Origin of the sequence: Staphylococcus simulans (assembly GCF_047037175.1) — a bacterium.
Classification (GTDB): Bacteria; Bacillota; Bacilli; order Staphylococcales; family Staphylococcaceae; genus Staphylococcus; species Staphylococcus simulans_C.
In genome coordinates this window covers 745,506-772,187 of record NZ_CP178241.1, presented here as the reverse complement: position 1 = coordinate 772,187, position 26,682 = coordinate 745,506, and the positions used below count along the sequence as shown (strand labels likewise).

The following is a 26,682-nucleotide window of genomic DNA, read 5'->3' as shown; positions in this document are numbered from 1 at the left end:
ATGAAAGTAGTAGTACAACGTGTCAAACAAGCATCTGTAACAAATGAATCACTTAACAATCAAATTGGTAAAGGTCTATGTTTATTAGTTGGTGTTGGTAAAGATTCAACTGAAGCAGATGTAGAAGCAGTTGCGAAAAAGATCGCAAATGCAAGAATCTTCGAAGATGAAGAAGGAAAAATGAATTTGAACGTGCAACAAATTGGCGGAGAGATTTTATCTATCTCGCAATTCACGCTGTATGCTGATGTCAAAAAAGGAAACAGACCCGGCTTTTCCAATTCTAAATCTCCAGATGAAGCAAACCGCTTATATGAAGCGTTGAACGATGCATTACGTGCTTATGATTTAGAAGTTAAGACAGGTGAATTCGGCACAGATATGTTAGTTGATATTGCGAATGATGGTCCGGTAACGATTATCTATGAAAGTCAGGACGGCAAAGTAATATGAACCGAATAGAACGGTGGTTTAAAAAGCGAAGACTTAAACCGATTCCCGTCCTGATTGCTGCGGTTGTCCTTATCATAATCGTGTTTACGATTATAGTCGTTTCCAATTACCAATATAAACATGATGACAGTGTGACGATGAAAGAAGATGCAGAATTACGAACGGGTCCTAACGCCGTTTATCCTGTCATCTTCCCTGCACAAAAAGGCGAGACTTTCCATAAACTTGATAAAAAAGGTAAATGGATTTATGTCGAAACAAGCAACGGCAAGCAAAAAGGTTGGGTAGCAGGTTGGCACACGGATTTAGATATACCGCCGGATAATGATCCGAATGCTAAACCGTTAAAAGGAAAAGTCATTGTACTGGATCCTGGTCATGGCGGTGGTGACCAGGGTGCTGCCAGTGCAACAAAATATAAATCTTTAGAAAAAGTTTACACCCTAAAAACAGGGCTAGAGTTGAAAAAGAAACTTGAGCAAGAAGGCGCAACAGTAAAAATGACACGCGATAAAGATGAATACATTAAATTAAAAGACAGAAACCTTAAAGGTGATGCTTTTATCAGTTTACATAATGATGCGTTGCAAACACCTGAAGCGAATGGCGCAACTGTATATTGGTATAAGGACAAACAAGAAGGCTTAGCACAAGCCTTAAGTATGAGTATACAGAAGAAAGGGATGCTATCACCTAAAGGGGCGAGACAAGAAAACTATCAAGTATTGCGTCAATCTAAATTACCAGCTGTTTTAATTGAGCTTGGGTATATCAGTAATCCGACTGATGAGATGATGATACGAGATAAATTACATCGCCAAATTTTAGAGCAATCCATTGTTGATGGCTTACGCATGTATTTTTCAGCTTAAATAGTTGCATTCAATGCTTAAAATCGTTATGATAGTATCTGAATAAAATAATTAAAACCGTTACGATTCTTGAATAGACACTACGAAATGAGAGAAGAGAAATAATCCTAGGCTGAAAGATTATTCAGAGTAATTTTGTCATTATTGAACACAAGAAGAGGTGAAGGTAAATAATTGCTGTTTATCTTCCGTACAACATACGTTAAATGTTTAAAGTGGAACTATAATATTTAGTTCAATTAGGGTGGCAACACGGAAAATTCGTCCCTTGTGTGGTAGTGATATCATACAAGGGGCTTTTTTATTTCTAAAAGGAAGTGACGATATGATTAAAATCCCACGTGGTACGCAAGATATTCTGCCAGATCAAAGCAGAAAATGGAGATATATTGAAACAAAATTAGATGAATTAATGGAACTTTATAACTATAAAGAAATTCGCACACCTATATTTGAAAGCACTGATTTATTTGCGAGAGGTGTCGGTGATTCTACTGATGTTGTACAAAAAGAAATGTATACATTCAAAGATAAAGGTGATCGCAGTATCACATTAAGACCTGAAGGCACAGCTGCAGTTGTTCGTTCATATATTGAAAATAAAATGCAAGGTGACCCGAACCAACCAATCAAACTTTACTATAATGGTCCAATGTTCAGATATGAACGTAAACAAAAAGGCCGTTATCGTCAATTTAATCAATTCGGTGTTGAAGCTATCGGAGCTGAAGATCCAAGTATTGATGCTGAAATTTTAGCGATGGTAATGCACATTTATGAATCATTCGGTTTAAAACACTTAAAGTTAGTGATTAATAGTGTGGGTGATTTCGATTCACGTAAGGAATATAACGAAGCGTTAATCAAACACTTTGAACCCGTTATCGATACATTCTGTAGTGATTGTCAATCTCGTTTATATACAAATCCAATGCGTATTTTGGATTGTAAAGTAGATAGAGATAAAGAAGCGGTTAAGACAGCACCGCGTATTACTGAGTATTTAAATGAAGAGTCAAAAGCGTATTATGAACAAGTTAAAGCTTACCTAGATGAATTAGGTATTCCATATGTGGAAGATCCAAACCTTGTTCGTGGGCTTGACTATTATACACACACAGCATTTGAATTGATGATTGACAGCCCAGATTATGATGGTGCGATTACAACGTTATGCGGCGGTGGCCGTTATAATGGCTTGTTAGAATTGCTCGATGGTCCAAAACAAACAGGTATTGGCTTTGCTTTAAGTATCGAACGTCTATTACTTGCGTTAGAAGAAGAAGGCATCGAAATTGAAGATGAAGATCATTTAGATTTATTTATTGTAACGATGGGTGAAAAAGCTGATCGTTATGCAGTTAAATTGTTAAATGATTTACGTCACCACGGTATTAAAGCAGACAAAGATTACTTGCAACGTAAAATCAAAGGTCAAATGAAACAAGCGAACCGTGTGGGTGCTGAATATACGATTGTTATCGGTGACCAAGAACTTGAAGATGAAAAAATTAACATCAAACATATGGAGAGCGGAGAATCAGAAACGATTCAATTAGCAGATTTAGTTTCATATTTTGAAGATAAGAAAGTGAAATAAGAGGAGAGAGTAATAATGAGTAAAAGAACAACGTATTGTGGTCTTGTAACAGAAGACTTTTTAGGACAACACGTCACTTTAAAAGGATGGGTGCATAACCGTCGTGACTTAGGTGGTTTGATTTTCGTAGACTTACGTGACCGTGAAGGTTATGTACAAATTGTCTTCAACCCTGATTTTTCTAAAGAAGCTTTAGAAGTAGCGGAATCTATCCGTTCTGAATATGTTATTGAAGTGGAAGGTACAGTGACAAAACGTGATCCTGAAACTGTAAACCCTAAAATCAAAACAGGTAATGTTGAAGTTCAAGTTGATAAAATCAACATCATTAATAAAGCACAAACACCACCATTCTCAATTAACGATGATTCACAACAAGTAGACGAAAATATTCGTTTGAAATATCGTTATTTAGATTTAAGAAGACAAGAGCTTGCGCAAACAATTAAAATGCGTCATCACATTACTCGTGCGATTCACGAATATTTAGATAAAGAAGGATTCTTAGATATCGAAACACCTTTCTTAACTAAATCAACACCAGAAGGTGCACGTGACTATTTAGTGCCATCTCGTGTACATGAAGGTAAATTCTATGCTTTACCACAATCACCGCAATTATTTAAACAATTATTGATGATCAGTGGTTTCGATAAATATTACCAAATCGTAAAATGTTTCCGTGATGAAGATTTACGTGCAGATAGACAACCTGAATTTACACAAGTCGATATTGAATTAAGTTTCGTAGATCAAGAAGATGTGATGGAATTAGGCGAAGATATGCTTAAAAGCGTTGTAAAAGACGTAAAAGGTATTGAATTGACTGAACAATTCCCTCGCATGACATATGCTGAAGCAATGGCGCGTTATGGCTCAGATAAACCAGATACACGTTTTGACATGGAATTATTAGATGTTTCAAAATTAGGTGAAACAATGGACTTCAAAGTCTTTAAAGATACAGTTGAAAAAGGCGGAGAAGTTAAAGCGATTGTAGCCAAAGGTGCTTCAGACAAATATACACGTAAAGATATCGATAAATTAACAGAGTTTGTAAATATTTATGGAGCGAAAGGTCTGGCTTGGGTTAAAGTCGTTGAAGACGGCTTAAGCGGTCCAATTGCTAGATTCTTTGAAGATGAAAATGTTGAAACATTAAAATCATTAACAGGTGCAGAAGCAGGAGATTTAGTATTATTCGTTGCGGATAAACCAAGTGTTGTCGCACAAAGTTTAGGTGCATTACGTGTGAAACTAGGTCATGAATTAGGATTAATCGATGAAGAAAAATTAAACTTCCTATGGGTAACAGATTGGCCATTACTTGAATATGATGAAGATGAAAAACGCTATGTTGCAGCGCACCACCCATTCACTTCACCTAAAGATGAAGATTTAGATAAATTAGATTCAGCGCCAGAAAAAGCACAAGCAAAAGCTTATGATATCGTGTTAAACGGATATGAATTAGGCGGCGGTTCAATCAGAATTCATAATGGTGAAATTCAAGAAAAAATGTTTGAAGTTTTAGGTTTCACTAAAGAAGAAGCACAAGAACAATTTGGATTCTTACTTGATGCATTTAAATACGGTGCACCACCACATGGCGGTATCGCTTTAGGTTTAGACCGCTTCGTTATGTTATTAACGGGTCGCACAAACTTACGTGATACAATTGCATTCCCTAAAACTGCATCAGCAGTATCATTAATGACACAAGCGCCAAGTGAAGTATCTGATAAACAATTAGAAGAATTAGCTTTACGTATTCGTCATTAATATAAATATGACTATTTGAGAGTGTTTTCATTTGCTTTTAAAATTTTATATGGTAATATCTAAGTATAAGATAGTCGTCTGAAATATTCGTAGTTTGCTGTATGTATTTTGACCTAACACTCTTTGATCAGGGAGCCCAATAGGTTTTCTTGCAGCGCACACGCCTCTCTAGGAGGACTTGCAAAACAAGAAACAGGGCACCCACCTGTAATTAGCAGGCCAAAATGATCAAGCTCTAATAACTACGGTACAACGGATTCTATCGTACGTAGGACTTCGGTCCTACGTATTTTTTTATTTTCAAATGGAAATTTAGTCTTTTTGAGAAATAAGATGATTTAAGTTTGTTATAATGTACATAGCAGTTTAGTAAGATAAAAGGAGTATGGAATTTAATGAAACATCAATTTTCACGTAATGAATTGGCATATGGTAAAGAAGGACTTGATTTATTAAAACAACAAACCGTAGCAGTACTAGGCGTCGGGGGCGTCGGTTCTTTCGCGGCAGAAGCTTTAGCACGAACAAACATCGGCCATATCATTTTAATAGATAAAGATGATGTGGATATTACAAACGTGAATCGTCAACTCCACGCACTCACAACGACAATTGGTCAAAGTAAAGTGACATTGATGGAAGACCGCATTAAGTTGATCAATCCAGATTGTAAAGTCACATCTTTACATATGTTTTATACCGAAGAAACGTACGAACAACTCTTCAATGATTATGATATTGATTATATTATCGATGCGAGTGATACCATTATCTATAAAGTGCATTTAATGAAAGAATGCTTGAAACGAGGCATCAAAATTATTTCAAGTATGGGTGCCGCAAATAAAACAGATCCAACGCGTTTCCAAATTGCAGATATCTCAAAGACACACACAGATCCTATGGCTAAAATTATTAGACAAAAATTGAAAAAAGATGGCATTAAAAAAGGTGTTCCAGTTGTCTTCTCTGATGAAAGTCCAATTGTGATACGTGAAGATGTTAAAGAAACAGTTGGAGATAAAAACGCAGTAACACGCAAAGGACAAATGCCGCCTTCTTCAAACGCATTTGTGCCAAGTGTGGTAGGTTTAATTTGTGCAAGTTATGTTGTTAATGATGTATTAAAAGATATTCCAGTGACACGTATTAAAGATAAAAAACAAAAATAAAAAGGCTGAATCAGAATCGTAGTAATCTACGATTCTTGTTTCAACCTTAGCGTATATTGTTTTGTTGCTTCGTTATGTTGTCATAAATTTGTTTGAATTGCTGTTCTGCCTTGGAAGTCGTTTTAGGTTGGTAGTAATGTCTATGTTTTAACTTATCCGGCAAGTATTGCTGGGGTATAAAGCCATTCTCAGAATTATGCGGATATTGGTAACCAATCGCATGACCCAATTCTTTGGCACCTTTATAGTGACCATCTTTCAAATGATCAGGTATTTGGCCGACCATTCCTTTTCTAATATCAGATAGCGCAGCATCAATGGCTTTGATACCTGAATTTGATTTAGGAGATAAGCAGAGTTCTATGACTGCTTGGCTCAATGGAATACGTGCTTCAGGAAAACCTAAGCGCTCTGCAGATTCAATCGCAGCGAGTGTGCGTTGTCCGGCACTAGGAGAGGCTAAGCCAATATCTTCATAACTGATAACAAGTAAGCGTCTTGCAATGGTTGGGAGATCTCCCGCTTCAATAAGTCGTGCAAGATAATGTAATGCGGCATCAGTATCGCTGCCACGAATTGATTTTTGGAAGGCACTCATCACATCATAATGCATATCACCATCTTTATCGCTGACAAAGCTGCCTTTTTGCATACAGTCTTTAGCGTCTTCTAATGAAACATGAATTTTGCCTTCGTCATCAGATTTAGCACTTAATACAGCGAGCTCTAATGCATTAAGCGCACTGCGCACATCGCCATGACTTTGTGTAGAGAAGTATTGCATGGCATCGTCATCAACAGATGCATGAGACGCGCCAAGGCCGCGTTCTTCATCTGCGAGTGCGCGTTCGAGTGCTACAGCAACATCTTCTTCAGTCAATGGGTAGAGTTCGAAGATTTGTGCACGAGAGCGAATTGCTGGATTTATGGCATGATACGGATTAGAAGTCGTTGCACCAATCAGTACAATTTTGCCATTTTCTAAATGCGGTAATAAGAAATCTTGTTTGGCTTTATCCAAACGATGTATTTCATCCAGCAATAAAATGACCTGACCCGACATTTTGGCTTCTTCAACGACCATTTGCATGTCTTTTTTCGTGTTTGTCACAGCGTTTAATTGTCTGAACTTAAATTGTGTGGAACCTGCGATGGCTTTCGCAATACTGGTCTTTCCAATACCAGGCGGTCCATAAAATATCATAGAAGTCAGTCTTTTAGATTCAACCATTCTTCTAATAATTCCTTTTGGACCGACTAAATGTTGTTGTGATATGATTTCATCTAGGTTTTGCGGTCGCATTCTAGATGCTAAAGGTTCGTTAGTCAAGATAGAGTCACACCTTTCTATTACTATATTAACGTAAAAAATGCTAGAATTGAATAAAATAAAATCGGATTAAGCGAGGTAATAAAATGAAAATTTCAACGAAAGGGAGATACGGCTTAACCTTAATGATTTCTCTTGCTAAGAGGGAAGGTCAAGGTTGCGTATCGTTAAAAACTATTGCAGAAGAGAATAAATTAAGTGATCTATACCTAGAACAATTAGTAGGACCTTTAAGAAATGCCGGACTGATTCGTAGTGTACGTGGAGCGAAAGGCGGCTACCAACTTCGTGTTCCATCTGATGAAATTAAAGCCGGTGACATTATTCGCCTGCTTGAAGGTCCGATTTCATTTGTTGAAAGTATAGACTCTGAACCACCTGCGCAACAAGAATTATGGTTGCGTATGAGAGATGCAGTCAGAGAAGTTTTAGATGGTACAACTTTAAAATATTTAGCAGAATTTAATGATACAGATAAAAGAGATAATTATATGTTCTATATTTAATGATGCAGGCAGTTCAACTATAGAGTTGAGCTGCTTTTTAACGTTTAAGGTTGTCATGTTTATAATAATGCTCTAGTGGTATAAATATAATATAACTAGATTATTGAAATAATTGGAGGAATCAATTATGGCAAATCAAGAAGAAAATAAATTTGAACAAGCAAAAGGCAACGTTAAAGAAACAGTTGGTAATGCCACTGATAATAAAAAATTAGAAAATGAAGGTAAAGCCGATAAAACTTCAGGTAAAGTAAACGAGCACATTGATAAAGCTGCAGACAAAGCTAAAGATGCGGCGGGTAAATTAAAAGATAAATTCACTAAAGATAATAAATAAATTTCATTTTGAATAGACAAAACACGGACAGAACATCGTTTAAAAGTTCTGTCCGTGTTTTTACGTTTTATTCATTTAAAATCTTAGAAATTATTTACTGACTTGCTTCATGACACGATGTAAACGTTCGAATGACTCTTTTTGTTTATCTTGGTCATAGATATAGCTAACTGCCATTAATTCATCAAATTCTCCATAGATATCTTGGAATTTTTCAATTTGTTGTTTAACTGTTTCTTCAGAGCCGATTAATGATACGCCTAAGCGGCTTTGTGCCATTTGAAGTTCGGCAGGTGTCATGACATCTGCTAAATTATCAATGGGCGGTTGTAAAGGTTCCATTCTGCCACGTGTGATGCTTACTGTTACTTGTGCTAGTGTTGTTGCTAATTTTTTAGCTTCTTCATCTGTTTCAGCAACAATCGCATTTAAACACACAATCATATAGGGCTTATCGAGCACATCTGAAGGTTCAAATAATTCTTTGTAAATTGCCATTGCTTCTTTCATTTGTTGTGGTGCGAAGTGGCCAGCGAAAACATAAGGTAAGCCCATTCTTGCCGCAAGATGAGCAGAGTCTGTAGATGAGCCTAATACATATAATGGAACATTTTTACCAACGGCAGGGTAAGCACGTACATAGCTTTGTTGGTTTTCTGGTCCGAAATATTTTTGTAGTTGTGCTACTTCATCAGGGAATGCATACACACCATTATGCTGATCTCTGCGTAACGCACTGGCTGTCATCATATCAGTGCCAGGTGCGCGGCCTAACCCTAAATCTACACGGTTGTTAAACATGGTTTCTAATGTACCGAATTGTTCGGCGACAACTAATGGCGCATGGTTCGGCAACATAATACCGCCAGAGCCGACACGGATGTTTTTAGTATGCTCTAATGTGTGTTGAATCAATAACGCAGTGGCTGAACTAACTAAGTTTGGAGCGTTATGATGTTCTGCAATCCAATAACGTTCATATCCTAAGCCATCTAGACTTTGTGCCAAGTCCACCATATTATCGATGGCTTGCTTTTCATCTTCACCTGATTTAACAGGCACTAAATTGAGTGCAGAAACTTTAATTTCACTCACATAAAGACCTCCTCGTTTGTAATGATATATTAATTATAACAAGGACTAATATTAGAAAGAATTTTATTGCTTAAAGCATGTGCTTTGCATGTTATAATATTTGTGGAACAGAGTACTAGAAAAATTGTAGTGTTGGTGCTAGAATTGGAACATTGATAAAATTGTGAGGAAGTGTCTGACAAATGGAAGTATATGCAGATTATGCAGCAACAACTCCTGTAAAACAAGAAGTGATTGATAAGATGATGGACTTGTATGCGAAGCATTATGGCAATCCTTCATCCATTCATCGTGTAGGTAGAGATGCCAGACAATATTTAGATGCATCACGCAGAGAAATCGCTTCGTTGCTGAGCGCAAAGCCGAACGAAGTTATTTTCACTAGCGGTGCAACTGAATCTAATAATACAGCGATTAAAGGATTAGCATATGCTAATCAACATAAAGGAAAACATTTAATTACATCAAAAATAGAACATCATTCTGTCTTGTATGTATTTGAACAATTAGAGCGTGAAGGCTTTAATGTCACTTATTTAGATGTAGATCGTGAAGGAATTGTTGATTTAGAACAATTAAAGACTGCGATGACTGATGAAACGATACTCGTATCTATTATGTTTGTGAATAATGAAGTAGGAACCGTTCAGCCAATGTATGATATTGAAGACATTGTTAAAGCGCACGGTGCTTATTTACATGTGGATGCTGTACAAGCGGTCGAACATTTACCGATTGAGTTTGATGACTTTAAGTTTGATACGATGAGTTTAACTGCACATAAATTCGGCGGTCCAAAAGGTGTGGGCGCTTTATTAGTGAAGCCGAAAACACCTATCCAATTTTCACAGCTTGGCGGCGAACAAGAAACGAAGCGTCGTGCAGGTACAGAAAATGTACCCCAAATTGCTGGTATGGCAGAAGCGCTTAGATTAGCCACAGAACATCGTAATGAAAACAACATTCACTTGATGAATTTAAAAGAAACGTTTTTAGTCAATTTACAAGAACGCAGTATTCCATTTGAAGTCAATGGTTCAATGACAGAGACAACAGGACATATCTTGAACTTGTACTTCCCATTTATTGATGTGGAAACAATGTTGACATTACTTGATTTAGCGAATATTGCAGTATCATCAGGATCTGCTTGTACAGCAGGTTCAACAACACCATCACATGTCTTAGCAGCTATGTATGGCGATGATGCGAGAACGAAACAATCTATCCGCTTCAGTTTTAACGAATTAACAACTGAACGTGAAATTAAATATATCGTAGCAGAAATACAGAAAATTTATTTGAAATTTAAGGAGGAATAAGCGTGAGCAACCAAGATACACGTGTTGTCGTTGGTATGTCTGGCGGTGTGGACAGCTCAGTCACAGCATACTTGTTAAAAGAACAAGGCTATGACGTCATTGGCATTTTCATGAAAAACTGGGATGATACCGATGAAAATGGTGTGTGTACCGCAACAGAAGATTACAACGATGTGATTGCTGTATGTAACCAAATTGGTATACCGTATTACGCGGTAAACTTTGAGAAAGAATATTGGGATAAAGTCTTTACTTATTTCCTAGATGAATATAAAAAAGGACGTACGCCTAATCCAGATGTGATGTGTAATAAAGAAATTAAGTTCAAGGCCTTTTTAAATCACGCTATGAAACTTGGTGCTGATTATGTAGCAACAGGTCATTATGCTCAAGTAAGACGCAATGAAGATGGTACGGTTGAAATGTTGCGCGGTGTCGATAATAATAAAGACCAAACGTATTTCTTAAATCAATTAACACATGAACAACTTCAAAAGGTGATGTTCCCGCTTGGCGGAATGGAAAAATCAGAAGTTAGAGAAATCGCGTTGGCACAAGATTTAGCAACTGCGAAGAAAAAAGATTCTACAGGTATATGTTTTATTGGAGAACGTAACTTTAAAGATTTCTTATCAAATTACCTGCCTGCACAATCAGGAGATATGCGTACGTTAAATGGTAAGAAAATGGGAACACACAGCGGTTTAATGTATTACACAATTGGCCAACGCCATGGTTTAGGTATTGGCGGAGACGGAGATCCATGGTTTGTTGTGGGTAAAAATCTAGAAGACAATGTACTTTATGTTGAACAAGGTTTCCATCATGATGCCTTATACAGTGATTACTTAATCGCATCAGATGTCTCTCTTGTGAATGATATCGACTTATCACAAGGTTATCACTGCACAGCAAAATTTAGATACCGTCAGAAAGATACAGGCGTTACTGTGACGCGTATCGGTGAAGACCAAATTCGTGTTGATTTTGATGAGCCTGTTCGTGCTATTACGCCAGGACAAGCAGTTGTCTTATATGATGGCGAAGTTTGCTTAGGCGGCGCAACAATTGATGATGTCTATAAAAATGAAGGTCAACTCACATATGTGGTTTAAATTTTAAATGGGACTAGGATTTTCCTAGTCTCTTTTTTACATAGTTTTAAGTTTTTCTGATAAAATAAAGAGTTGAATAAGAAAGAAATGAGGACTAAGCATGAAACAAGAAGAAATTTATCAGTTAATTAAAGAAGGTCAATTTGAAGCAGCGTTACAAGCACTGTTTGAAAATATTGATGCACATCCTGAAGCTATTGAAAATTATATTAATTCAGGGATTTTGCTTGCAGAAGCGGGTGAAATTGAAAAAGCTGAGAAATTTTTCCAAAAAGCTTTAACAATCGATCCGAATAATGGTGCGATTTATTATAATTTGGCTAACGTTTATTATAATGCTGAAAGCTTTAATGATGCGATTAAACTTTATCAACAAGCTATACAAAAAGGCGTGGATGAAGCGGATACGAATTATATGATTGGCATGTCATTTAATAACCTTGGCGATTATAAAGCAGCATTACCATTCTTGATGCGTGCTGCTGAACTCGATGGAAATCATGATGAAGAAATTCAATTCCAATATGGGTTAGTCCTATGCCATTTGGAACTGTTTGATCAAGGTGTTAAGCAATTAGATGCTGTGTTGAACCTTAACCAAAAACATACAGATGCATTATATAATCGCGGACTTGCAGGTTACATGTTAACGGAAGATACGAATGAAGCAATTCCGTACTTTAAAAAAGCAGTTGAGATTGATCCTGAACATTTATTAAGTCAACATGCGCTTAAAACATTTAGCCAACTTGATGCAGAGGAGGAATAAATTTGGAGAACCCTACATTGTTTGACTATTCTATGGTCAAAGGGACAGTAGAAGCAATCTTATTTCAAAATAAAGACAATTTCTATACTGTATTGAAAGTAGATCCGATTGAAACCAATGAAGATTTTGATACAATGCCTACAATTGTGGGGTTCTTTCCTGAAATTGCGGAAGGCGATGTCTATACATTCAAAGGGCAAGCGGTGACACATCCGAGATATGGTAAACAACTAAAAGCGGAAACGTTTGAAAAAGAAGTTCCACAAACGAAAGATGCGATTATCAGCTATTTATCCAGTGATTTATTTAAAGGGATTGGTAAAAAAACAGCTGAAAACATTGTGAATACCTTAGGTGAGAACACCATTAATAAAATATTGGATGACCGCTCTGTATTAGAAGATGTGCCAAATCTTTCTAAAAAGAAACAAAATCAAATTGCGGATCAAATATACAGTAACCAAGAAGTAGAAAAAATTATGATTCGACTACATGATTTAGGCTTTGGTCCTAAACTTGCGATGAATATTTATCAAGTTTATCAAAGCGATACCATTAAAACGATAGAGAAAAATCCTTATGACCTTGTTTATGACGTACGTGGTGTCGGCTTTCATAAAGCAGATACCTTAGCCAAAAATTTAGGCATCGAATATAATGCGCCTGAACGTTTAAAAGCAGGATTGCTTTATACACTAGAGGAAGAATGTATTAAGCAAGGTCACACGTTCTTGCCAAAAGGTTATGTCGTAGAAACGTCATTAGAGATGTTAAGTAAGGGTTATGAACAATCAATTGATGACAGTATGCTAGATAAAATGATACTTGAGTTAACAGAAGAAAGTAAGCTGATTGAAGTGGATGAAACACTCTCAATCCCAAGTTTATATTATTCAGAAGTTAAAAGTGTCCAAAATTTATATCGTATTGTTTCACATCAATCAAAACTAGAGAATATTGAACAATCAGATTTACAAATCAATATCGGTGAAATTGAAGAAATGAATGCGGTCAGCTATGCGACGTCACAAAAAGAAGCACTGGAAACGGCAATTAACTCTAAAGTGATGTTGTTGACGGGTGGTCCAGGTACAGGTAAAACAACAGTCATCAAAGGTATAGTAGAACTCTACGCAGAAACGCATGGGTTATCGCTCTCTTATGATGACTATCAAAATGACGATTATCCGATTGCCCTTGCTGCACCTACGGGCAGAGCTGCCAAGCGCCTTCAAGAATCAACGGGTCTAGAAGCAATGACGATTCATCGATTGATTGGTTGGAGTCAGGATACGAAACCTGAAGATGTGCTAGAAAATGAAATTACCGCAAAATTGATTATTATTGATGAAATGTCGATGGTCGATACATGGTTGTTCCATCAATTCTTAAATGCGGTGCCGATTGATGCGCAAATTATTCTCGTCGGCGACGAAGACCAATTACCATCTGTTGGTCCTGGCCAAGTATTTAAAGATTTAATTGACTCAAAAGTCATTCCGCGTGTCAATCTGACTGAAGTTTATCGACAGCAAGAAGGTTCTAGTATTATCGAACTTGCCCACAAAATGAAACTGGGACAGCCGATTGATATTACTGAACGCTTTCATGACCGCAGCTTTATTCCTTGTTCAGCTGAACAAATACCAGATGTAGTGAATAAAGTTGTCAGCTCAGCAGTGAAAAAAGGCTATGATATGAGTGATATACAAGTATTAGCACCGATGTATAGAGGCAGTGCGGGCATTAAGCGTTTAAATAAAGTGTTGCAAGATATCTTGAATCCTAAAGCAGAAGATGCGAGGGAGATAGAATTTGGAGAAGCGGTCTTTAGAAAAGGTGATAAAGTCTTACAACTTGTTAACCGCCCAAATGATAATATCTTCAATGGAGACATCGGTGTTATTGCAGGTATCTTTTGGGCCAAGGAGAATGAGCTCAATAAAGATATTCTTGTCGTGGATTTTGAAGGCAATGAAATCACCTTTACCAAACAAGATATGATGGAATTGACCCATGCTTATTGTACTTCTATTCATAAAGCACAAGGCTCAGAGTTTCCAATTGTTATTATGCCGATTGTAAAACAATATTATCGTATGTTGCAGAGACCGATAATTTATACTGGTTTAACACGTGCGAAACAATCATTAGTGTTCTTAGGTGACAGTCAAGCTTTCGACATCGGTATGAAGACACATGGCCAAGTGCGTATGACGAGACTTGCTCAATTGTTGAGAGATTATTTCGGTACAGATGATGAAGCGAATGCTAATAAGAATGAAGGTCAAAATGATTCTGCACAAACAGCAGCTGCACAACATTTAGTAGAATTAACAGAAGATACGATTTATGAAATCGATCCGATGATTGGTATGGGCAATGTGACACCCTATACCTTTAACCAAGCATAAAGTATTGTGTAATGTAGGTTATATGTTGACTTTTAAAGTCTGTCAGACTAAAATAAAATTAATTCGCATAAAGCCGAGTAAGCAAAACGTCATGCCTAAGAGAGGTACCGGGTGGTGTAAGGTATCGCAACGTTTGCTGAACGCTACTTTATGTCAGTCCGTATAATAAACAAGAGTGATGCAGTTATTGATTCTGCATAACTAGGGTGGTACCGCGATGCATTCGTCCCTTTGAGGATGAATGCATTTTTATTTTGTGTAAAATGTATACGGCAATGTTTAATTATGTATATTAGGAGTGAGTTATTTATGAAGCGATTAAAAGCAAATGAAATCAGACAAAATTTCATTGATTACTTTAAAGAAAATGGCCATATGGTTGAACCTTCAGCACCTTTAGTACCGATTGATGACGATTCATTATTATGGATCAACTCAGGGGTTGCGACATTAAAAAAATATTTTGACGGACGTGAAATTCCGAAAAAGCCACGTATTGTCAATGCGCAAAAAGCAATTCGTACTAACGATATTGAAAATGTAGGTTTTACAGCACGTCATCATACTTTCTTTGAAATGTTAGGGAACTTCTCTATTGGTGATTACTTCAAACGTGAAGCCATTGAATTTGCATGGGAATTCTTAACAAGTGATCGTTGGATGGGTATGGAGCCTGAAAAATTATATGTGACGATTCACCCTGAAGATATGGAAGCCTATGATTTATGGCATGATGTGATTGGTTTAGACGAAAGTCGTATTATTCGTATCGAAGGCAACTTCTGGGATATTGGTGAAGGTCCATCAGGTCCCAATACTGAAATCTTCTATGATCGCGGTCCAGATTATGGACAAGATGATCCTGCTGAAGAAATGTATCCAGGTGGAGAAAATGAACGCTACTTAGAAGTGTGGAACTTAGTATTCAGTGAATTTAACCATAATCCTGATCATACGTATACGCCACTTCCAAATAAAAACATTGATACCGGCATGGGTCTAGAGCGTATGGCATCTATCGCCCAAAATGTGCGTACAAACTATGAAACAGACTTATTCATTCCAATTATTGAAGAAGTTGAACAAATTTCTGGTAAGAAATATCAACAAGATGCGACACAAGATGTAGCATTCAAAGTCATTGCTGACCATATCAGAACAATTGCATTTGCGATTGGTGATGGTGCACTACCAGCAAATGAAGGACGCGGCTATGTATTACGTCGTTTGTTACGACGTGCAGTCCGTTTCAGCCAATCCTTAGATATCAATAAACCATTTATGTATGAGCTTGTGGATACAGTGGCAGATATTATGGAACCTTACTATCCAGAAGTAAAACAAAAAGCAGATTTTATTAAACGTGTTATCAAATCTGAAGAAGAACGTTTCCACGAAACGTTAGAAGAAGGTTTAGCAATTTTAAATCAATTTATTAAAACGGCTAAAAATGGCGATCAAACGATTAAAGGTCAAGATGCTTTCAAATTGTATGATACGTACGGTTTCCCAATCGAGTTGACAGAAGAAATCGCAAACAACGAAGGTTTAACTGTGGATATGGAAACTTTCGAAACAGAAATGCAGCAACAAAGAGACCGTGCACGTCAAGCACGTCAAAACTCACAATCTATGCAAATCCAAAGCGAAGTGCTTAAAAATATCACGACAGACAGTGCGTTTGTAGGATACACACATACTGACCAACAAACTGAATTAACAGACTTAATTTATAATGGTGAAGCAGTCAAACAAGCAGATGCTGGTGAAACAGTTTACTTCATGTTAAAACAAACGCCATTCTATGCTGTCTCAGGTGGACAAGTTGCGGATAAAGGTACAGTCGGCAATGAAAACTTTGAAATTGAAGTGACAGAAGTAACGAAAGCACCAAATGGTCAGAACTTGCATAAAGGGATTGTACAATTCGGTCAAGTAACAACAGGCGCTGTAGTTGATGCATCTGTAAATCATGAAGAGCGCAAAGACATTACGAAAAACCATAGTGCGACACACTTATTACACGCGGCACTCAAAGAAGTATTAGGTGACCACGTTAACCAAGCCGGTTCACTAGTTGAAGGCGAACGTTTACGTTTTGACTTCTCTCACTTTGGTCCTGTTACTAAAGATGAGTTAGAACAAATTGAACGTCGTGTGAATGAACAAATTTGGAAAGGCATTAACGTTACGATTAAAGAAATGCCGATTGAAGAAGCCAAAGCGTCTGGTGCAATGGCATTATTCGGCGAAAAATATGGCGACGTTGTCCGTGTAGTTGATATGTCACCATTCTCAATTGAATTATGTGGTGGTATCCATGTTCAAAACACATCAGAAATCGGCTTGTTCAAAATTGTCAGCGAGTCAGGTACAGGTGCAGGTGTCAGACGTATTGAAGCGTTGACAGGTAAAGCAGCATTCTTATATCTAGAAGGTATTCAAGATAAATTTAACGATGTAAAACGTTTAGTTAAAGCGAAAGATGATACTCAAGTATCTGAAAAAGTTGAACATTTAATCGACAGTGAAAAACAATTGCATAAACAATTAGAACAACGCAATCAAGAAATTACTGCACTCAAAATGGGCAGCATTGATGATCAAGTTGAAACAATCAATGGTTTGAAAGTCTTAGCATTACAAGTAGATGCAGATAATGCGAAAGCTTTAAGACAAACGATGGATGATTTCAAATCTAAATTACAAGATGCGGTTATCATTTTAGCAAGTGATGTCGGCGGTAAAGTAGCATTAGTTGCGACGGTACCAAAATCAGAAACTGATAAGGTCAAAGCAGGCGACATTATTAAAGAAATGGCACCCGTTGTCGGCGGTAAAGGCGGCGGTCGTCCAGATATGGCACAAGGCGGCGGCAGTGAGCCAAGTAAGATAACAGACGCATTACAATTCATTAAAAACTACATTAAATCACTATAAACTCCTTGCACTCTCATGTAGAATAGAGGATGTATCAGCCTACTATAGTAGAAGGAGTGTGTAGTAAAATGAACAATTTTGATAAAACAATGCGTTTCAATATTGAAGAAGTACCTAAAGACGATGTTAAATCCGTGCTGACAAACGTGTATCGTACGCTTGAAGAACGTGGCTACAATCCAGTAAACCAAATTGTAGGATATTTACTTTCAGGAGATCCTGCATATATCCCACGTCACAATGAAGCAAGAAATCAAATCAGACGCATCGATCGTGACGATATTATGGAAGAACTTGTGTCTTACTATTTAAAGGACTCAGATCAAGCATAACTGATGTTATCACATAAAATTATCGGTTTAGATGTTGGCAGCAAAACAGTCGGCGTTGCTGTGAGCGATTTAATGGGTTGGACTGCTCAAGGCTTAGATACACTCCGAATCAATGAAGAAGAAAATGAATTAGGTATAGACCGCTTAACAGCTATCATTAAACAAGAAGATGCAGATACTGTTGTGATAGGATTACCGAAGAACATGAATAATTCTATTGGATTTAGAGGCGAAGCTTCGTTAAAATACAAAGAAGCACTCCTTGAAGCATTACCTCATTTAAAAGTGGTAATGTGGGATGAGCGCCTAAGTACAATGGCAGCTGAAAGGTCATTGTTAGAAGCAGATGTTTCTAGAAAGAAACGCAGTCAAGTCATTGATAAAATGGCAGCTGTGTTTATCTTGCAAGGCTATTTAGATTCACTTTAATTTACCGTAAAAGGAGCGTTATTTATGTCAGAGAAAAACAATAATCAAGAAGCGGAATTACAAATTAATAACGATGAGCAATTATTAACTTTATTTGATGAAGAAGGCAATGAAGTTCTTTATCGCAAAGTTTTAGAATTTTATCATCCTGAATTTGACAAAGAGTATGTCATTTTAGCTGAAGAAGGCGAAACTTCAGACGATGATGATATGATTGAATTAATTCCAATGATCAATGTCCCAGATGAGTCTGGTGACGGCGGTAAATTCTTACCAGTTGAAACTGAAGAAGAGTGGGACATGATTGAAGAAATCGTTAACACTGAAATGGAATAAATGAGCAGTTTGAAGCGGAGGGCGACCCTCCGCTTTTTTCTTGGCTTTAAATTAGAATTCGTGTTCGTACCAAGACAAAGTATTTTGCATATATTCACACTGAGTACTTAATATTCATTACATTTTATGGTAAAATATGTAAAGTTAAATAATGATATGTGCAACAACGATTAAAGAATCAGTCATACTGCGACTGATTTATTTTTATTCTTTTGCACATTGTATGGATAAAGGAAGAGACAAATGAGCAAAAATGAAAGTTATTTAGTTGGCTTAGCACAAAAGCATTCCCATCCATTAGAAAGTTTAAGACCTTATGCAAAAGAACATGAGGTACCGATTATTCATCCTTTATCATTAGATATGATCAAACAGTTGATACGCATCCATCAGCCAAAGCGTATCTTAGAAATCGGTACAGCTATCGGCTATAGCGCCATGCATTTTGCTTCTGTGGATGCGGGTATGCATATATGGACCATTGAACGCGATGAAACTATGTATCGACAAGCGAAAGAAAATATTGAACACTTTGGATATGATGAACAAATTCATATGATCTATGGTGATGCGAGAGAGACGTTTGACCTAGTTTCTGATCAACATTTTGATATGATTTTTATCGATGCTGCTAAAGCTCAAACTAAAAAATTCTTTGAACTTTACACACCATTATTAAGAGAAGGCGGCATCGTTGTCATTGACAACATTTTATATCATGACTTTGTGGCGGATATAGATGTAGTGCGCAGCAGAAACATTAAACAAATGGTTAAAAAGATCCAAAAATTTAATGCATGGTTAAATGACAATGAAGCTTATCAGACAAACTTTTTAGATATAGAAGACGGTTTAGCAATAGCCGTAAAAGGAGACTCGAAATGACAGAATTACTCGTGACACCTAAATCAGTCGCACATATTGAGACTTTAATTGAAAAAGGTGCAGACGCTTTTGTGATAGGCGAACAAAAGTTCGGTTTGCGCTTGGCAGGAGAGTTTGACCGAAATGCGATGAAAGAAGCGGTTGAAATGATTCATGCGCATGGCAAAAAAGCCTATGCGGCTGTTAACGGTATTTTCCATAACTATCACTTGCATGCAGTTGAAGATTATATCGATTTCTTGCATGAAATCAAAGTTGATAGAATTATCTTCGGTGACCCGGCAGTTGTGATGTATGTCAAAGCACAACAAAATCCAATTGCGTTAAACTGGGATGCTGAGGCGTTAGTAACCAATTACTTCCAATGTAATTATTGGGGCAAACGTGGTGCGAAACGTGCAGTTCTTGCGCGTGAATTAAACTTAGATGAAATCTTGAATATTAAAGCACATGCGGATGTTGAGATTGAAGTACAAGTCCACGGTATGACATGTATGTTCCAATCTAAACGTATGCTGCTTGGCAATTACTATACATTCCAAGATAGACAAATGAAAATACAGCGCAATGAAACTGAGAATGATTTATTGTTATATGATGAAGAACGTGAAAATCAATATCCGGTATTTGAAGATTACAATGGCACACATATTATGTCGCCAAATGATATTTGTTTAATTGAAGAGTTAGAACCGCTATTAGAAGCGGGTATCGACAGCTTAAAAATTGATGGTGTCTTGCATACAGAAGAATATATCAACGTATGTACAGAACAATACAGAGAAGCCATTGATTTATATCATGAAGACCCTGAAGTTTATGAAGATGAAAAATTCATGCTAGTTGATCCGATTGAAGCCATTCAACCTGACCATCGACCATTCGATGTAGGATTCTTATTCAAACATACCGTTTATTAAGGAGGAGAAATCTTGGTTACTCAAGTTAAAGAAGTAAAAACACAACCTAAACGCCAAGTGAAAAAACCTGAGTTGCTTGCACCGGCAGGAAACTTAGAAAAACTTAAAATTGCAGTCCATTATGGTGCAGATGCAGTCTTTTTAGGCGGACAAGAATATGGACTCCGTTCTAATGCTGATAACTTCACAATGGAAGAAATCAAAGAAGGTGCAGAATTTGCGGCACAATATGGGGCGAAAATATATGTAACAACGAACATCATTGCGCATGATGAAAACATCGATGGCTTAGAAGATTATTTAAAAAACTTAGAAGCGACAGGCGCAACGGGTATCATTGTTGCAGACCCATTAATTATTGAAACGTGTAAACGTGTGGCACCTAAACTTGAAATTCACTTATCTACACAACAATCTTTAAGTAATTACAAAGCGGTTGAATACTGGAAAGAAGAAGGTTTAGACCGTGTCGTCCTTGCACGTGAAACAGGTGCAATGGAAATGAAAGAAATGAAAGATAAAGTAGATATTGAAATTGAAGCATTCATCCATGGTGCGATGTGTATCGCATATTCTGGTCGTTGTACATTAAGTAATCACATGACAGCGCGAGACTCTAACCGTGGTGGTTGCTGCCAAAGTTGTCGTTGGGATTATGACTTATTAGAAGTCGATGAAGATGGCGATTTAGATTTATTGTATAAAGAAGAGGATGTCGTGCCATTTGCGATGAGTCCGAAAGATTTAAAACTCATTGAGTCTATTCCTAACATGATGGATATCGGCATTGATTCACTTAAAATTGAAGGACGCATGAAATCAATCCACTATATTGCGACAGTTGTGTCTGTATATCGTAAAGTAATTGATGCATATGCTGCAGATCCAGATAACTTTAAAATTAAACCAGAATGGCTTGTAGAGTTGGACAAATGTGCAAACAGAGATACAGCGTCTTCATTCTTTGAAGGTACACCGGGTTACCAACAACAAATGTTCGGTAATGAATCTAACAAGAAAACACCTTATGATTTCTGTGGTTTAGTGTTAGATTATGATAAAGAAACTAAGATGGCGACGATTCAACAACGTAACCACTTTAAACCAGGCCAAGAAATTGAATTCTTTGGTCCTGAAATTGAGAACTTTACACAAGTGGTTGAAGCGATTTATGACGAAGAAGGTAATGCATTAGATGCTGCGCGCCATCCGCTCCAAATTGTTCAATTTAAAGTTGATCATGATATTTATCCAAACAACATGATGAGAAAGGAAATCGGTTAATGAAAGCCACTACCATTATAGGCATTGCAGGCGGTTCTGGATCAGGCAAAACCTCAGTCACAAACGAAATTCTGCATAATTTAGAAGGTCATAGTGTTGCATTAATTGCGCAAGACTACTATTATAAAGACCAATCACATTTGACATTTGAAGAACGCTTACAAACGAATTATGATCATCCGTTTGCGTTCGACAATGATTTATTGATTCAAAACTTAATAGATTTGCGCAATGGTCATCCTGTAGAGGTTCCGACATATGATTATGTAAATCATACAAGAAGCCCTGAAACCATTGCATTTCAACCGAAAGATGTTATTATCGTAGAAGGAATATTTGCACTAGAAAACAAAACATTACGTGATTTAATGGATGTTAAGATTTATGTTGATACAGATGCAGATTTACGTATCCTTAGACGCTTAATGCGTGATACGAAAGAACGTGGACGTTCTATGGAATCTGTCATTGAACAATATATGTCTGTCGTTCGTCCGATGCATAATCAGTTCATCGAACCAACGAAACGTTATGCGGATATTATTATCCCTGAAGGCGGCAGTAATAAAGTAGCTATCGATATAATGACTACAAAAATCCAATCATTAATAAAAAATCAGTAGTAACACTCGAGTAAAGGAAGATGAAAATATGGAAAACCAAAAGCAATATCCAATGACCCAAGAAGGTTTTGAAAAACTAGAACAAGAACTTGAAGAATTAAAAACAGTCAAACGACCTGAAGTCGTTGAAAAAATCAAAGTTGCACGTTCTTTCGGTGACCTATCTGAGAACTCTGAGTACGATGCAGCGAAAGATGAACAAGGTTTCATCGAACAAGATATCCAACGTATTGAACACATGATTCGTAATGCATTGATTATCGAAGATACAGGAGATAACAATGTCGTACAAATCGGGAAAACTGTAACATTTGTTGAGCTTCCTGATGGCGAAGAAGAAGTGTATCAAATTGTTGGTTCTGCAGAAGCAGATGCATTTAATGGTAAAATTTCAAACGAATCACCGATTGCGAAAAGTTTAATCGGTAAACACCTAGAAGATGAAGTACGTGTACCACTTCCTAATGGTGCAGAAATGAAAGTAAAAATTACTAATATTCAATCACAATAATGATTTATGTCATAGGCACATAGTGCTTTAACATAAATAGCTGACAAAGGGTTGGTGATACTTTTGTTTGAAGCTTGCTTCAAATGGACAAGAGTAAAGCGCCAACCTTTTTTATGTCATGAGGCAGCGACACAATGACTTTGGTCGTTGCTTGGATTAAATTATGATAAAATATCACTGACAGTTAATTTGAAAGGGGAAATGACCATGATTGGCATCATTGGCGCAATGGAAGAAGAGATTATGATTTTAAAAGAACATATCGATGATTTAGAAGAAATCACCATTGCTCATGTAAAATTTTATAAAGGTAAGATCAATGATAAAGCAGTCGTTTTAACATTAAGCGGCATCGGTAAAGTAAATGCGAGTATCTCTACTGCATTACTGATTCAACAATTCTCCCCAGAAGCTATTTTAAATACGGGGTCTGCAGGGGCATTAGATCATTCGTTAAATGTTGGAGATGTTTTAATTGGAACTTCTGCAATGTATCATGATGCAGATGCGACAGCGTTCGGTTATGCGTTAGGACAAATACCAAATATGCCGATTGCGTATGAAGCGGATGATAACTTGGCAGAATTGGCGCAATCTGTGATTGAAAAACAAAACTTAACAGGGCGCTTAGGTATGATTGTCAGCGGTGACAGCTTTATTGGTGAAGTTAAACAACGAGAATATATTAAAACACATTTCCCTAAAGCAATGGCGGTAGAAATGGAGTCAGCAGCTATTGCGCAGACATGTTATCAATTTAACACACCATTTATTATTACAAGAGCGGTATCAGATTTAGCAAATGGCGAAGCGAATGTTACGTTTGATGAGTTTATTGGAGAAGCGGCAAAAACATCTAGTGAAACTGTTATACAAATGTTGAAATCATTATAAAGATAAGGTGGATTAATGTAATGGGAATTTTAAGTAAGAACTTTATGCCAAATGCTTATGTAAAATCAATCCATGAAATTGACTTTGACGAGTTAAAACAAATCGGTGTCAAAGGTGTGATTACGGATTTAGATAATACATTAGTCGGTTGGGACGAAGCTGATCCGACACCGGCAGTCATTCATTGGTTCAATATGTTAAACGAAAAAGGTATTAAAGTCACAGTCGTATCAAACAATCATCAAGGCAGAGTTTCAAGTTTCTGTAAGCCTTTGAGCGTGGATTATATTTTTGAAGCAAAAAAACCTATGGGTAAAGCGTTTAAACATGCATCTGAACGTATGGGGTTAAAACCTGATGAAACGGTAGTTATCGGCGACCAAATGATGACAGATGTCTTCGGCGGTAATCGACGCGGCATGTATACTGTAATGGTTGTGCCTGTGAAAAAAACAGATGGCTTTATTACAAAATTCAATCGTATTATTGAGAGACGATTATTACACAGATATAAAAGAAAAGGCTATATTAAATGGGAGGAAAATTGATTGACAGAAACAAAATGTATTGGGTGCGGCGCAACATTACAAGCCGATGATCCAAAGAAACCAGGTTATGTGCCAGCACATAATCTGAATAAAGAAGATGTGATTTGTCAACGCTGTTTCAGATTAAAAAACTATAATGAGATTCAAGATGTTGGTATGGACAGCCAAGATTTCTTAGACTTATTAAATCATTTGGCAGATAAAAAAGGACTTGTTGTGAATGTTGTTGATATCTTTGATTTTGAAGGCTCTTTTATTAATGCTTTAAAGCGAATTGTAGGAAATAAAAAAGTCATTTTAGCAGCAAATAAAATTGACTTGTTACCAAAACAAATCAACAAACGACGTGTGAAAGAATGGTTGAAGAAATCAGCACGCAAGTATGGATTAGAGGCAGAAGATGTTGTATTAATTTCTGCTGAAAAAGGGTTTGGTATCCAAGATTTATTAGAAGCAATTCAACAACATCGAAAACAAGAAGATGTCTATGTTGTAGGAACAACCAATGTAGGCAAATCAACTTTAATTAATAAACTGATAGAACAGAGCGTTGGAGAAAAGAATGTTGTAACAACATCTCGTTTTCCTGGTACAACTCTAGATTTAATTGATATTCCATTAGATGATCATTCATTTATGTATGATACACCTGGTGTCATTCAAGAACACCAAATGACGCATTATGTCTCTGAAAAAGAACTAAAACAAATCATGCCGAATAAAGAGGTCAAACAGCGTGTCTATCAATTAAATGAAGCACAAACACTTTTCTTTGGCGGATTAGCACGTATTGATTACGTGTCTGGCGGTAAACGCCCACTCGTTTGTTATTTCTCTAATAATTTGCCGATTCATCGTACGAAAACAGAAAAAGCGAATGACTTATGGCGTACACAACTCGGTCAATTATTAACACCACCAAGCCATAAAGATGATTTTAATTTAGATGAAATGAAAGCCGTACGCCTAGAAACGGGTAAAGAGAAAAGAGATGTGATGATTGCAGGACTAGGATTTATCACAATTGGTCCTGGTGCAAAAGTCATTGTCAGAGTTCCAAAATCAGTCGATGTAGTGCTTAGAAATTCAATCATGTAGCAGGTGATAGTTATGAAATTCGCAGTAATCGGTCATCCTATTGACCACTCGTTGTCTCCTATTATGCACGATGCAAATTTCAAATCTTTGAAACGAGACGACACATATGAAGCACTTAACATTCCACCTAAGCATTTTCATTTAATAAAAGAGATTATTAATGAAAAAGAATTAGATGGATTTAATATTACCATTCCGCATAAGGAAAGTATTATTCCTTATCTTGATGAAATAGATGATCATGCGCAAAAAATAGGCGCCATCAATACAGTTAAAATAGAAAATGGCCGATGGTTAGGATATAACACAGACGGCGTCGGTTATGTTAAAGGTCTACAAGCCGTCTATCCCAATTTAGAAGATGCGAAAATTTTATTAATCGGTGCAGGCGGTGCAAGCAAAGGATTAGCGGCAACTTTAAATGAAATTGTTAAAGCACCCTTAACTGTAGCAAACCGTACTATGCGCCGATTTGAGACTTGGGATTTAGCTGTAGAACAATTCACACTCAGTGAGGCAGAACAAGCGTTAAATCAATTTGATATTGTTATTAATACGACACCTGCTGGAATGAATCAAAATAAAGATGTAGTTATCGCATTAGACAACCTCGCACCACATACATTAGTCAGTGACATTGTCTATGTCCCAGCTAAAACACCGATATTGGCATTAGCCGAAGCAAAAGGCAATCCGATTTATAACGGATTAGATATGTTTGTAAATCAAGGTGCTGAAAGCTTTAAAATATGGACAGGACAAGACGCTGATACAGATACGATGAAAAATGCAGTCATTGAACAATTAAAAAGGAGAAATTAAATGCTGACAGGTAAACAAAAAAGATTTTTAAGAAGCAAAGCACATCATGTAAATCCAACTTTCCAAATTGGTAAAGCAGGATTAAATGAAAACATGATTGAGCAACTTGATGAAATATTAGAAAACAGAGAGCTAATTAAGATTCATATTTTACAAAATAATATGGATGATAAAAGTGAGCTTGCTAAAGCGGTAAGTGAAGCAACAAATAGTGAATTGGTACAAGTAATTGGATCTATGATTGTTTTATATAAAGAATCAAAAGAAAACAAGCAAATTGAATTACCGTAAAC

The 26,682-nt window shown here is 36.8% G+C and carries 27 protein-coding genes and 1 other RNA gene; 26 read left to right on the top strand and 2 right to left on the bottom strand.

Annotated elements, in window-relative coordinates:
- The 6 genes from dtd (at position 1) to ACFCT9_RS03655 (ending at position 5,879) form a co-directional block, all read left to right on the top strand.
- Positions 1-453 (top strand): D-aminoacyl-tRNA deacylase, encoded by a 453-nt coding sequence (gene dtd / locus ACFCT9_RS03680; protein ID WP_412520976.1) that lies wholly within the window; start codon positions 1-3, stop codon positions 451-453.
- Positions 450-1,325: an N-acetylmuramoyl-L-alanine amidase gene (locus tag ACFCT9_RS03675; RefSeq protein ID WP_412520974.1), complete on the top strand. Its 876-nt coding sequence runs from the start codon at positions 450-452 to the stop codon at positions 1,323-1,325. The genes dtd and ACFCT9_RS03675 overlap by 4 nt, the downstream gene beginning before the upstream one ends.
- 325 nt (positions 1,326-1,650) lie before the next feature.
- A complete protein-coding gene (gene hisS / locus ACFCT9_RS03670) occupies positions 1,651-2,925 on the top strand; it encodes a histidine--tRNA ligase (RefSeq protein WP_412520972.1) in 1,275 nt (424 codons plus the stop codon).
- Positions 2,926-2,940: 15 nt separating this feature from the next.
- Positions 2,941-4,707, top strand: coding sequence for an aspartate--tRNA ligase (gene aspS / locus ACFCT9_RS03665; RefSeq protein WP_412520971.1), 1,767 nt, complete (start codon positions 2,941-2,943; stop codon positions 4,705-4,707).
- Between the two features lie 72 nt (positions 4,708-4,779).
- Positions 4,780-4,970: non-coding RNA, 6S RNA (gene ssrS, locus ACFCT9_RS03660), on the top strand.
- A 132-nt stretch (positions 4,971-5,102) separates the two neighbouring features.
- Positions 5,103-5,879 (top strand): ThiF family adenylyltransferase, encoded by a 777-nt coding sequence (locus ACFCT9_RS03655; protein WP_412520969.1) that lies wholly within the window; start codon positions 5,103-5,105, stop codon positions 5,877-5,879.
- Positions 5,880-5,925: 46 nt separating this feature from the next.
- Here the strand turns inward: ACFCT9_RS03655 and ACFCT9_RS03650 are convergent, their stop codons facing one another.
- Positions 5,926-7,209, bottom strand: a complete 1,284-nt coding sequence (locus tag ACFCT9_RS03650) for a replication-associated recombination protein A (protein ID WP_412520967.1) — start codon at positions 7,207-7,209, stop codon at positions 5,926-5,928.
- 86 nt (positions 7,210-7,295) lie between these two features.
- On the opposite strand from ACFCT9_RS03650, the gene cymR reads away from it, so the two are divergent.
- Positions 7,296-7,715, top strand: coding sequence for a cysteine metabolism transcriptional regulator CymR (gene cymR, locus ACFCT9_RS03645; RefSeq protein ID WP_412520965.1), 420 nt, complete (start codon positions 7,296-7,298; stop codon positions 7,713-7,715).
- Between the two features lie 127 nt (positions 7,716-7,842).
- Positions 7,843-8,052 (top strand): CsbD family protein, encoded by a 210-nt coding sequence (locus ACFCT9_RS03640; RefSeq protein ID WP_412520963.1) that lies wholly within the window; start codon positions 7,843-7,845, stop codon positions 8,050-8,052.
- Positions 8,053-8,142: 90 nt separating this feature from the next.
- Here ACFCT9_RS03640 and ACFCT9_RS03635 read toward each other — a convergent pair whose 3' ends face one another.
- Positions 8,143-9,147, bottom strand: a complete 1,005-nt coding sequence (locus ACFCT9_RS03635; protein WP_412520962.1) for an LLM class flavin-dependent oxidoreductase — start codon at positions 9,145-9,147, stop codon at positions 8,143-8,145.
- A gap of 182 nt (positions 9,148-9,329) precedes the next feature.
- Between ACFCT9_RS03635 and ACFCT9_RS03630 the strand changes: the two genes are divergently transcribed.
- From ACFCT9_RS03630 to yhbY, 18 genes are all read left to right on the top strand, one after another.
- Entirely contained in the window at positions 9,330-10,469 is a 1,140-nt protein-coding gene (locus tag ACFCT9_RS03630) for a cysteine desulfurase family protein (protein ID WP_412520961.1), read from the top strand.
- A 2-nt stretch (positions 10,470-10,471) separates the two neighbouring features.
- Positions 10,472-11,584 carry a tRNA 2-thiouridine(34) synthase MnmA gene (gene mnmA / locus ACFCT9_RS03625; protein ID WP_412520959.1) on the top strand — a complete coding sequence of 371 codons (1,113 nt, stop codon included), beginning with the start codon at positions 10,472-10,474 and terminating at the stop codon, positions 11,582-11,584.
- A 100-nt stretch (positions 11,585-11,684) separates the two neighbouring features.
- Entirely contained in the window at positions 11,685-12,353 is a 669-nt protein-coding gene (locus ACFCT9_RS03620; protein WP_412520957.1) for a tetratricopeptide repeat protein, read from the top strand.
- Positions 12,354-12,355: 2 nt separating this feature from the next.
- Entirely contained in the window at positions 12,356-14,767 is a 2,412-nt protein-coding gene (locus tag ACFCT9_RS03615) for an ATP-dependent RecD-like DNA helicase (protein ID WP_412520955.1), read from the top strand.
- Between the two features lie 309 nt (positions 14,768-15,076).
- On the top strand, positions 15,077-17,707 hold the full coding sequence (alaS, locus tag ACFCT9_RS03610; RefSeq protein WP_412520953.1) for an alanine--tRNA ligase: 2,631 nt from the start codon (positions 15,077-15,079) through the stop codon (positions 17,705-17,707).
- A 68-nt stretch (positions 17,708-17,775) separates the two neighbouring features.
- A complete protein-coding gene (locus tag ACFCT9_RS03605) occupies positions 17,776-18,039 on the top strand; it encodes an IreB family regulatory phosphoprotein (RefSeq protein WP_412520951.1) in 264 nt (87 codons plus the stop codon).
- A gap of 3 nt (positions 18,040-18,042) precedes the next feature.
- On the top strand, positions 18,043-18,468 hold the full coding sequence (ruvX, locus tag ACFCT9_RS03600; protein WP_412520949.1) for a Holliday junction resolvase RuvX: 426 nt from the start codon (positions 18,043-18,045) through the stop codon (positions 18,466-18,468).
- 24 nt (positions 18,469-18,492) lie between these two features.
- Positions 18,493-18,804, top strand: coding sequence for a DUF1292 domain-containing protein (locus ACFCT9_RS03595; protein ID WP_412520948.1), 312 nt, complete (start codon positions 18,493-18,495; stop codon positions 18,802-18,804).
- A gap of 243 nt (positions 18,805-19,047) precedes the next feature.
- Positions 19,048-19,689 (top strand): O-methyltransferase, encoded by a 642-nt coding sequence (locus tag ACFCT9_RS03590; RefSeq protein WP_412520946.1) that lies wholly within the window; start codon positions 19,048-19,050, stop codon positions 19,687-19,689.
- Positions 19,686-20,609, top strand: a complete 924-nt coding sequence (locus ACFCT9_RS03585) for a peptidase U32 family protein (RefSeq protein ID WP_412520944.1) — start codon at positions 19,686-19,688, stop codon at positions 20,607-20,609. Before ACFCT9_RS03590 ends, ACFCT9_RS03585 begins: the two co-directional genes overlap by 4 nt.
- Positions 20,610-20,621: 12 nt before the next feature.
- Positions 20,622-21,893, top strand: a complete 1,272-nt coding sequence (locus ACFCT9_RS03580) for a peptidase U32 family protein (RefSeq protein WP_412520942.1) — start codon at positions 20,622-20,624, stop codon at positions 21,891-21,893.
- On the top strand, positions 21,893-22,516 hold the full coding sequence (gene udk, locus ACFCT9_RS03575; RefSeq protein ID WP_412520940.1) for a uridine kinase: 624 nt from the start codon (positions 21,893-21,895) through the stop codon (positions 22,514-22,516). The genes ACFCT9_RS03580 and udk overlap by 1 nt, the downstream gene beginning before the upstream one ends.
- 28 nt (positions 22,517-22,544) lie before the next feature.
- Positions 22,545-23,027, top strand: a complete 483-nt coding sequence (gene greA, locus ACFCT9_RS03570) for a transcription elongation factor GreA (RefSeq protein ID WP_412520938.1) — start codon at positions 22,545-22,547, stop codon at positions 23,025-23,027.
- 207 nt (positions 23,028-23,234) lie between these two features.
- A complete protein-coding gene (locus ACFCT9_RS03565; protein WP_412520936.1) occupies positions 23,235-23,921 on the top strand; it encodes a 5'-methylthioadenosine/adenosylhomocysteine nucleosidase in 687 nt (228 codons plus the stop codon).
- A 20-nt stretch (positions 23,922-23,941) separates the two neighbouring features.
- Entirely contained in the window at positions 23,942-24,469 is a 528-nt protein-coding gene (locus ACFCT9_RS03560; protein WP_412520934.1) for a YqeG family HAD IIIA-type phosphatase, read from the top strand.
- The gene (gene yqeH / locus ACFCT9_RS03555) at positions 24,470-25,567 is read left to right on the top strand and encodes a ribosome biogenesis GTPase YqeH (RefSeq protein WP_412520932.1); all 1,098 of its coding nucleotides are present in this window, start codon (positions 24,470-24,472) and stop codon (positions 25,565-25,567) included.
- 12 nt (positions 25,568-25,579) lie between these two features.
- Entirely contained in the window at positions 25,580-26,389 is an 810-nt protein-coding gene (gene aroE / locus ACFCT9_RS03550; RefSeq protein ID WP_412520930.1) for a shikimate dehydrogenase, read from the top strand.
- A complete protein-coding gene (yhbY, locus tag ACFCT9_RS03545; protein WP_412520928.1) occupies positions 26,390-26,680 on the top strand; it encodes a ribosome assembly RNA-binding protein YhbY in 291 nt (96 codons plus the stop codon). It begins immediately after the preceding gene.
- Positions 26,681-26,682 lie beyond the last annotated feature (2 nt).

Bases quoted from the DNA above. Each gene is read 5' to 3' on its own strand.
- dtd (WP_412520976.1), top strand. From the start codon at position 1: ATGAAAGTAGTAGTACAACGTGTCAAACAAGCATCTGTAACAAATGAA.
- ACFCT9_RS03675 (WP_412520974.1), top strand. From the start codon at position 450: ATGAACCGAATAGAACGGTGGTTTAAAAAGCGAAGACTTAAACCGATT.
- hisS (WP_412520972.1), top strand. From the start codon at position 1,651: ATGATTAAAATCCCACGTGGTACGCAAGATATTCTGCCAGATCAAAGC.
- aspS (WP_412520971.1), top strand. From the start codon at position 2,941: ATGAGTAAAAGAACAACGTATTGTGGTCTTGTAACAGAAGACTTTTTA.
- ACFCT9_RS03655 (WP_412520969.1), top strand. From the start codon at position 5,103: ATGAAACATCAATTTTCACGTAATGAATTGGCATATGGTAAAGAAGGA.
- cymR (WP_412520965.1), top strand. From the start codon at position 7,296: ATGAAAATTTCAACGAAAGGGAGATACGGCTTAACCTTAATGATTTCT.
- ACFCT9_RS03640 (WP_412520963.1), top strand. From the start codon at position 7,843: ATGGCAAATCAAGAAGAAAATAAATTTGAACAAGCAAAAGGCAACGTT.
- ACFCT9_RS03630 (WP_412520961.1), top strand. From the start codon at position 9,330: ATGGAAGTATATGCAGATTATGCAGCAACAACTCCTGTAAAACAAGAA.
- ACFCT9_RS03620 (WP_412520957.1), top strand. From the start codon at position 11,685: ATGAAACAAGAAGAAATTTATCAGTTAATTAAAGAAGGTCAATTTGAA.
- alaS (WP_412520953.1), top strand. From the start codon at position 15,077: ATGAAGCGATTAAAAGCAAATGAAATCAGACAAAATTTCATTGATTAC.
- ACFCT9_RS03605 (WP_412520951.1), top strand. From the start codon at position 17,776: ATGAACAATTTTGATAAAACAATGCGTTTCAATATTGAAGAAGTACCT.
- ruvX (WP_412520949.1), top strand. From the start codon at position 18,043: ATGTTATCACATAAAATTATCGGTTTAGATGTTGGCAGCAAAACAGTC.
- ACFCT9_RS03595 (WP_412520948.1), top strand. From the start codon at position 18,493: ATGTCAGAGAAAAACAATAATCAAGAAGCGGAATTACAAATTAATAAC.
- ACFCT9_RS03590 (WP_412520946.1), top strand. From the start codon at position 19,048: ATGAGCAAAAATGAAAGTTATTTAGTTGGCTTAGCACAAAAGCATTCC.
- ACFCT9_RS03585 (WP_412520944.1), top strand. From the start codon at position 19,686: ATGACAGAATTACTCGTGACACCTAAATCAGTCGCACATATTGAGACT.
- udk (WP_412520940.1), top strand. From the start codon at position 21,893: ATGAAAGCCACTACCATTATAGGCATTGCAGGCGGTTCTGGATCAGGC.
- greA (WP_412520938.1), top strand. From the start codon at position 22,545: ATGGAAAACCAAAAGCAATATCCAATGACCCAAGAAGGTTTTGAAAAA.
- ACFCT9_RS03565 (WP_412520936.1), top strand. From the start codon at position 23,235: ATGATTGGCATCATTGGCGCAATGGAAGAAGAGATTATGATTTTAAAA.
- ACFCT9_RS03560 (WP_412520934.1), top strand. From the start codon at position 23,942: ATGGGAATTTTAAGTAAGAACTTTATGCCAAATGCTTATGTAAAATCA.
- aroE (WP_412520930.1), top strand. From the start codon at position 25,580: ATGAAATTCGCAGTAATCGGTCATCCTATTGACCACTCGTTGTCTCCT.
- yhbY (WP_412520928.1), top strand. From the start codon at position 26,390: ATGCTGACAGGTAAACAAAAAAGATTTTTAAGAAGCAAAGCACATCAT.